This is a genomic window from Winogradskyella immobilis, assembly GCF_021887715.1.
Taxonomy (GTDB): Bacteria; Bacteroidota; Bacteroidia; order Flavobacteriales; family Flavobacteriaceae; genus Winogradskyella; species Winogradskyella immobilis.
Genome location: NZ_JAIQXX010000003.1, coordinates 221,659 through 229,161, shown reverse-complemented (window position 1 = coordinate 229,161; position 7,503 = coordinate 221,659). Strand labels below are relative to the sequence as shown.

Sequence of the window (7,503 nt, the reverse complement as noted above, 5' to 3'; positions counted from 1 at the left end):
TGGTTATTAAAATTGAATCGCATACCGATAGCCGTGGTCGTGATAAATACAATATGAAATTATCTGATAGACGTGCTAAATCTACTAGAGATTATTTACTCTCTAGAGGTATTGCTGAAAATAGAATTGAGTCTGCCATTGGATATGGCGAATCACAATTGCTTAACAAATGTTCTAATGGGGTAAAATGTACCAAAGATGAACACCAAAAGAATAGAAGATCTTACTTCTATATTGTGAAACAGTAAAAAAACACATACTCGTTATATAAAAAAGCCTTCTAATTTGAAGGCTTTTTTTAATGGGTATCATAAAGTAAGTTGGCTTTTTAGTTATAACACCTTTAAAATGTTGTCTTAGCTATATTAATCCCTTTTTCTCTTTTCAATAAAACTTATCTTTACTTATAAAAAGGAAACAGGCTATGTTGCGAGATTATATAAATACTGCTGAGTTTTAAGTAATCTTATTTCATTAGCATAAGTGTACTTATTATTAGTTATAATAGTACATTGACATTGAATTCTTCATTATATCATAGAGTGTGTATAGAAAGCAATACATGTTAAATTATACTAATACGTTCGTATATTTCTAGTCATGTAAATTTATATATCTTATTTTATGATTTAGATGTTGGAGTCGATAAATAAATTCAAAAAGGTTTTAAATAGAGTGTTGAACTGTATTCTGAAGATTAGTAACCCATTTAAGTTTTAGACAAAGAAAAAGCCATATTAAAAATATAATATGGCTTTTCAACTAACTAAAAAAACTTTAAAACTATCTTTTTATAAATATATTGGTAAAATACCATCTTCCATTTTCGTCTTGTTCAGCCGATACATCAAAATCGGTAAAATCTCCTTCTAAATTTGCTTTATGTGCCGGGCTATTTAACCAAGCATTAACTACAGAATGTGCTGTAGAAAATCCGTAGCCTACATTTTCTGATACTACTCGTGCACCAGCATTTGCTTCTAAGCTCACTTTTCTCTGGTAAAAATTATCATGAGATACATCACTAACTTCAATCATATAATCTGTATGCGTAAAAGCTACTGCTTTGACTGTATCATGATTACCTAATGCACTAAGACCATTTGTTAATCTATGGTTATTAATCAATTCTAGAATCTCTATTTCTATTTCTTTTGCTTGAGGAGCAGTAGTTAATTCTATGGCCTCTATATCGTCTTCAAAATTTTCTGTTGAGCAAGATGTAAAGCTCAAGAGGGTTACAATTGCCAAAAAAGGCATTAGTGTAGAAACTTTCATAAGTAGGTATTTTAATGTTTGGGACTACTAAAGTAAGTTTCATTTACACTTAAAATGTTAACAAAATGTTAAAATCGATTAAAAGCATGTGTTTTATCGAAAATATATGCAAATAATCGATGAAATGCATGCTTAAGGAATAAAAACGTGCGTTTAATCGTCATTAAAACACATTTAATCGTCTAAATAAAGATTTGAAATTACAAATTAAGGCGATAATCTATCAATCTTCCAATTGCTATCTTCTTGTAGTTGATAACGAAGTCTATCATGAAGTCTATTAGGTCTACCTTGCCAAAACTCTATTTCAACAGGTTTAACAATATATCCACCCCAAGTCTTAGGGCGAGCTATTGATTTATCTTTATATTGTTCTTCAAGTCTTTTTAAATTACTATCTAAATGGTCTCTACTATCTATGACTTCACTTTGCTTAGATGCTATAGCTCCAAGTTGACTGCCTCTAGGGCGAGACTCAAAATAACTGTCACTTAAATTATCAGCTACTTTTTCTACCATTCCTTTAATAATAATTTGACGCTCAGCTCCATGCCAAAAAAAAGATAAACATACATTAGGGTTTGCAGATATAGCCTTGCCTTTTTCACTAGCATAGTTGGTATAAAAAATAAAACCTTTGTGTGTGTATTTTTTTAATAGCACTACTCTACTCTTAGGGTAGCCATCTAAACCAATAGTAGATATGGTCATAGCATTTGTCTCATCTTGTGGAAAATGCTTGTCTACTTCTAAAAACCAATCTCTAAACAGTTCTATGGGATTTTCTGGCACATTCTCAATTAAAAGTTGTCCTTTATCGTATGATCTTCGGTAGTTACTTAAGTCTTTTTCCATGATAGAACGAAATTACTTGAAAATTTTGTTTCCTTCAAAAAATATGTAGATTTATAAAAAAAATGAAATGAAATTTGAAGATTCTGAAATTTCTAAATCTACTAATTACCAAAAAGTTATTTTAAATTTTTGTACTTATTACGCTTGTGATAAATACTTTATACTTGAAGTTAACGAAGGAGAACATTTTGATCAACAGAAATTAGAAACTTTAATTCGCTCATTATTAGATATGTATTCTGGATTTAATAATTTAGCTTATGTTGCGAATAGAGTAAATAGTTATTCTATAGACCCTATATTATGGTCTTATTTTAATAGTGAAGACGCTATTATTATTGCTAGTGCCATAGTCATTTATAGAGAATCTACATTTTTTAATGCAAATTTAGAAAAGCAACTCTCTAATATTAGTATAAAAAGAGCTTCATCACTTAAAGAAGCTATTGAATGGATTCATCAACTTGATGAATTACAGTATTAAAATTCAAATACTTTTCCGTCTTCCGCCAACTCTACATTTTCAAAAATGGTTTGCGCTTCGTCTTTAAATTGATTAATATCATCATAACGTGTTGAATAATGTCCTAATATCAATTGTCCTACATTTGCTTTGCTTGCTATAGTTGCTGCTTGCTTAGCAGAACTATGTTTTGTAGGCTGACAAAGGTTTTTATTTTTTTCTAAAAATGTAGATTCATGGTATAGTACATCTACATCTTTAATAATAGGAATGATCGTTTCATTATAGGCTGTATCACTACAAAATGCATAGCTTTTAGGCTTAGCTGGGTCTTTTGTAACGGATTCATTTTTAATTACCACTCCAGATTCATTAATAACATCTGCGCCTTGTTTTAATTTACGGTAGTAAGCTTGGCTTATATCTGCGTTGAGAACTGCATTAATGTCCAACTTTCTATCTCCTGCCTTTTCTTTAAACAAAAATCCATTGGTATATATACGATGATCCAAAGGTATTGTATAAACCTCTACTTTATCGTCTTCAAAAATGAGCTGAGATTCTTTAGAGGTTAACTCATGAAAAATCAATTTGTAATTGGTCCAAGAATCTGATAATTTCAGTTGAAGTGTTATCACTTCTTTTAGTCCTTTTGGTCCATAAATGTGAAGATCTGTTTCTCTAGTTAATAGCCTAAATGTTGATATTAAACCTACCAATCCAAAATAATGATCTCCATGTAAGTGCGAAATAAAAACATGCTTTATCCTTGAAAATTTTATTTTATTCCGACGTAATTCTACTTGCGTGCCTTCTCCGCAATCAATTAAAAATAAGTGATTATTTATATCTAAAACCTGAGATGTAGGATTGGTATTGGTTCGTGGTGTAGCACTATAACAGCCAAGGATATTTAATTTCATCGATTAAAATCCTAAATCGCGTTCTATATCTTCCATTTCAATAATATCATAAGCTTCTTGCAAAGTTGGCACAAGGCATATTTCATCTGGTACACTATCTAAATCTATCTTATTTGAAACTATAACAAATGATTTTTTATCACCTCGATGTGTATTACTAATTCTAAGGAATTTTACAATATCATCTAAGGTTAGTTCATCTAAACTCGATATATTAACTATAATATGATCTGCTTTATATTTATCATATCCTTGTTCTATATTATGAGCTAATGTTTTTATTGAAGCACTTTCTTGAGTAATAATAGTAATGTTACCATCTTTATCAAAAATCATAATTCTAATGTTTTATTTTTGATGCTAATAAATAAATGACAGCCATACGAACAGCTACACCATTTTCTACTTGATTTAAAATAATAGATTGTTTAGAATCTGCAACATCACTAGTAATCTCCACTCCTCTATTTATTGGCCCTGGATGCATAATTGTTATTTCTTTATCTAAATCATCTAAAAGATCTTTAGTTACCCCAAATTGCTGAGCATATTCTCTAGTTGATGGAAAATAACTAATATCCATACGTTCGTTTTGCACGCGTAACATATTAGCTACATCACACCAATTTAATGCTTTACGCAAATTAGTTTCTACTTTAACTCCTAAATCTTTAATATACTTTGGCAATAAGGTTTTAGGGCCGCATACCATTACATTAGCTCCTTGTAATTGTAGAGCATATATATTAGACAAAGCAACTCTACTATGCAATATATCTCCTACTATAACAACGTTTTTCCCTTTAACTGAGCCTAATGCTTCTCTAATAGAATATGTATCTAGTAAAGCTTGTGTTGGGTGCTCATGGGCGCCATCACCTGCATTAATAATACTTGCATTAATATGCTTAGATAGAAATACACCTGCGCCTGGATTTGGATGTCTCATAACCACCATATCTACTTTCATAGATAAAATGTTATTTACCGTATCTATTAATGTTTCTCCTTTTTTAACTGAAGATTGCGATGCTGAAAAATTAATAACATCTGCAGACAAACGTTTTTCTGCTAATTCAAAAGATAATTTTGTACGTGTTGAGTTTTCAAAAAATAAATTAGCAATTGTAATATCTCTTAATGATGGTACTTTTTTAATAGGTCTATTAATAACTTCTTTAAACTGATCTGCAGTTTCAAAAATAAGATCAATATCTGCAGAAGTCAGATATTTAATTCCTAATAAGTGATTGACACTTAACTCGCTCATGCTTTTAATTATTTATCAGATATACTGAATCTTCTCCTTCGTTCTCTTTCCAATTAACTTTAACGCGTTCTTCATTAATAGCATCTACTTGTCTTCCTCTATAATTAGGTTGAATCGGCAGATGTCTACTAAAACGTCTGTCTATTAAAGTTAATAGTTCTATATGCTTTGGTCTGCCAAATGATTGTATTGCTGTTAAAGCAGCTCTTATGCTACGTCCAGTATATAAAACATCATCTATAAATACTACATTTTTATCTTCTACAATAAACTCTATATCTGTTGTATTGGCTTCTAGTGGTTTATTACTTCTTCTAAAATCATCTCTAAAAAAAGTAATATCTAACTGACCTAATTTAACATTTTTAATCTTATAATCATCCGTTAGCATTTTAGCTAATCGTTCTGCTAAAAATTTGCCTCTAGGTTGTAAGCCTATTAAAACGGTATCGGTAAAGTCGTTGTGGTTTTCAATAAGTTGACAAGCCAATCTGTGAAGGATAATGTTTACTTCTTTAGAATTCAGTAATACTTTTTGACTCATATAACTTCCAAACGTATTTGGAGGACAAAGTTAAACTAATTTATTTGAGTTACAAACTCATTGTTGTATAACAAAAAAGCCTTCTATTTCTAGAAGGCTTTTGATTATAAATTTAGGATAAGATTCCTGTTTTGCAGGAATTCATTATTTTTTTCCGTCCATTTTATCTTTAAGCGCTTGTAATGCATCATTAGCGTCACCTAAAGTAGGTTTTGCTTCTGCTGCTTGAGCTTCTGCTTTACGTACAGCTTGCTTTACAATTTTTGCTTCCTCTGCTCTAAATACTGCAGTATGAGATGCTACAACTCTCTTGAACTCTTTATTGAACTCAATAATTTTAAATTGTGTTTCTTCACCTTTCTTTAATTTAGATCCGTCTTCTTTCTCTAAATGACGAGAAGGAATAAATGCAACGATATCTTCATTAAATTCTACTGTAGCTCCTTTATCTACGATTTCAGTTATAGATGCTGTATGTACAGTTTCTAAAGCGAAATCAGTTTCATATTTGTCCCAAGGGTTTTCTGTAGTTTGTTTATGACCTAAAGATAACTTACGTCCTTCAACATCTAATTCTAATACAACTACATCTAACTTATCTCCTACGTTACAGAACTCAGATGGGTGCTTAATTTTCTTAGTCCAAGATAAATCTGAGATATAAATTAATCCGTCAATACCTTCTTCTAATTCAACAAAAACACCAAAATTAGTAAAGTTACGTACAATACCTGAATGCTTAGAACCTACAGGATATTTACTTGTAATATCAGTCCATGGATCTGGAGCTAATTGCTTAATACCAAGAGACATTTTACGATCTTCTCTATCTAGAGTTAAGATTTGAGCTTCAACTTCATCACCTACAGAAACAAAATCTTGAGCAGAACGTAAATGTGTAGACCAAGACATTTCACTAACGTGAACTAATCCTTCAACACCATCAGCAACTTCGATAAATGCACCATAATCAGCGATTACAACAACTTTACCTTTTACTTTGTCTCCAACTTTAACTTCTTCACCTAAAGCTTCCCAAGGATGCTTAGATAATTGTTTAAGTCCTAATTGAATTCTTGATTTATTCTCATCAAAATCAAGGATTACAACATTTAATTTTTGATCTAATTCAACAATCTCATTTGGATGGTTGATACGTGACCAAGATAAATCTGTAATATGAACTAAACCATCTACACCACCTAAATCGATAAACACACCATAAGAAGTAATATTTTTAACAATACCTTCTAATACTTGTCCTTTTTCTAATTGGCCAATGATTTCTTTCTTTTGTTCTTCGATATCAGCTTCAATAAGTGCTTTATGCGAAACAACAATATTTTTGAATTCGTGATTAATTTTAACCACCTTGAATTCCATAGTTTTATTAACGTACTGATCGTAATCTCTAATTGGCTTAACATCGATTTGAGATCCTGGTAAGAATGCTTCTATACCAAATACATCTACGATCATACCTCCTTTTGTTCTGCATTTTACAAAACCGTTTACAATCTCACCTGTATCGTGTGCATTATTTACACGATCCCAAGCTTTAATTACACGTGCTTTTCTGTGTGATAATACTAATTGACCTGTAGCATCTTCGCGTACATCAATTAATACTTCTACTTTATCACCTACTGCTAAGTTAGGGTTGTAACGAAACTCATTAAGAGAGATTACACCTTCAGACTTTGCATTAATATCAATAATTGCATCACGATCTGTAAGTGTAATTACAGTTCCTTCTACAACTTGATCATCTAAAGTATCAACAAAATTCTCAGAAACTAATTTTTCAAACTCTTCTAATTGTTTGTCTTCAACTTGCTCAATACCTTCTTCGTAATTGTGCCAATCGAACTCTTTTAAAAATTTTTCTGGATTTGCTTGCGCTTCAGATACTACTGGCGCTTCTGTTTTTACAACTTCAGTTGCTTCAACTTCAGCTTGTTTTGTTTTGTTTTCAGCCATTGCTGATTAAAAATTTGTATTCTATATATTGAGGAAAATTTATACGATCAACACATAGAAGTGTTAAAATAAATGTTTATCTTGTTCCTTCTGATTTTCCTGAATCGTCAAAAGGAGTGCAAAAATACATATATTAGACCTAATTACCTAAAAATGAATCGTTAAATTAATAGGTGACTTTTTTTAGTAA

Annotated in this window: 9 protein-coding genes; 2 read left to right on the top strand and 7 right to left on the bottom strand. The window is 30.8% G+C overall.

The genetic code is table 11. The features are described 5' to 3' along the window. On the top strand, nucleotides 1-248 hold a 248-nt coding region (locus K8Z87_RS04045; protein WP_227476199.1), incomplete at its 5' end, for an OmpA family protein. 535 nt (nucleotides 249-783) lie between these two features. Here K8Z87_RS04045 and K8Z87_RS04040 read toward each other — a convergent pair. After that, a complete protein-coding gene (locus tag K8Z87_RS04040; RefSeq protein ID WP_227476198.1) occupies nucleotides 784-1,278 on the bottom strand; it encodes a CAP domain-containing protein in 495 nt (164 codons plus the stop codon). Nucleotides 1,279-1,485: 207 nt separating this feature from the next. After that, entirely contained in the window at nucleotides 1,486-2,133 is a 648-nt protein-coding gene (pdxH, locus tag K8Z87_RS04035; protein WP_227476197.1) for a pyridoxamine 5'-phosphate oxidase, read from the bottom strand. A 67-nt stretch (nucleotides 2,134-2,200) separates the two neighbouring features. On the opposite strand from pdxH, the gene K8Z87_RS04030 reads away from it, so the two are divergent. After that, nucleotides 2,201-2,617, top strand: a complete 417-nt coding sequence (locus K8Z87_RS04030) for a hypothetical protein (RefSeq protein WP_227476196.1) — start codon at nucleotides 2,201-2,203, stop codon at nucleotides 2,615-2,617. Here the strand turns inward: K8Z87_RS04030 and K8Z87_RS04025 are convergent. The 5 genes from K8Z87_RS04025 to rpsA all read right to left on the bottom strand — a co-directional run bounded on the left by K8Z87_RS04025 (nucleotide 2,614) and on the right by rpsA (nucleotide 7,313). Beyond that, nucleotides 2,614-3,519: a ribonuclease Z gene (locus K8Z87_RS04025; protein ID WP_227476195.1), complete on the bottom strand. Its 906-nt coding sequence runs from the start codon at nucleotides 3,517-3,519 to the stop codon at nucleotides 2,614-2,616. The genes K8Z87_RS04030 and K8Z87_RS04025 overlap by 4 nt on opposite strands. A gap of 3 nt (nucleotides 3,520-3,522) precedes the next feature. Further along, nucleotides 3,523-3,855, bottom strand: a complete 333-nt coding sequence (locus K8Z87_RS04020; RefSeq protein WP_227476194.1) for a ribonuclease Z — start codon at nucleotides 3,853-3,855, stop codon at nucleotides 3,523-3,525. A 4-nt stretch (nucleotides 3,856-3,859) separates the two neighbouring features. Further along, nucleotides 3,860-4,789: an aspartate carbamoyltransferase catalytic subunit gene (locus tag K8Z87_RS04015; RefSeq protein WP_227476193.1), complete on the bottom strand. Its 930-nt coding sequence runs from the start codon at nucleotides 4,787-4,789 to the stop codon at nucleotides 3,860-3,862. A 4-nt stretch (nucleotides 4,790-4,793) separates the two neighbouring features. Beyond that, on the bottom strand, nucleotides 4,794-5,333 hold the full coding sequence (pyrR, locus tag K8Z87_RS04010) for a bifunctional pyr operon transcriptional regulator/uracil phosphoribosyltransferase PyrR (protein ID WP_227476192.1): 540 nt from the start codon (nucleotides 5,331-5,333) through the stop codon (nucleotides 4,794-4,796). A 144-nt stretch (nucleotides 5,334-5,477) separates the two neighbouring features. Continuing rightward, nucleotides 5,478-7,313, bottom strand: coding sequence for a 30S ribosomal protein S1 (gene rpsA / locus K8Z87_RS04005; protein WP_227476191.1), 1,836 nt, complete (start codon nucleotides 7,311-7,313; stop codon nucleotides 5,478-5,480). Nucleotides 7,314-7,503: the final 190 nt, after the last annotated feature.

What these genes read in the sequence shown, in the direction of transcription:
- K8Z87_RS04040 (WP_227476198.1), bottom strand. Translation starts at nt 1,278, where the DNA reads ATGAAAGTTTCTACACTAATGCCTTTTTTGGCAATTGTAACCCTCTTG.
- pdxH (WP_227476197.1), bottom strand. Translation starts at nt 2,133, where the DNA reads ATGGAAAAAGACTTAAGTAACTACCGAAGATCATACGATAAAGGACAA.
- K8Z87_RS04030 (WP_227476196.1), top strand. Translation starts at nt 2,201, where the DNA reads ATGAAATTTGAAGATTCTGAAATTTCTAAATCTACTAATTACCAAAAA.
- K8Z87_RS04025 (WP_227476195.1), bottom strand. Translation starts at nt 3,519, where the DNA reads ATGAAATTAAATATCCTTGGCTGTTATAGTGCTACACCACGAACCAAT.
- K8Z87_RS04020 (WP_227476194.1), bottom strand. Translation starts at nt 3,855, where the DNA reads ATGATTTTTGATAAAGATGGTAACATTACTATTATTACTCAAGAAAGT.
- K8Z87_RS04015 (WP_227476193.1), bottom strand. Translation starts at nt 4,789, where the DNA reads ATGAGCGAGTTAAGTGTCAATCACTTATTAGGAATTAAATATCTGACT.
- pyrR (WP_227476192.1), bottom strand. Translation starts at nt 5,333, where the DNA reads ATGAGTCAAAAAGTATTACTGAATTCTAAAGAAGTAAACATTATCCTT.
- rpsA (WP_227476191.1), bottom strand. Translation starts at nt 7,313, where the DNA reads ATGGCTGAAAACAAAACAAAACAAGCTGAAGTTGAAGCAACTGAAGTT.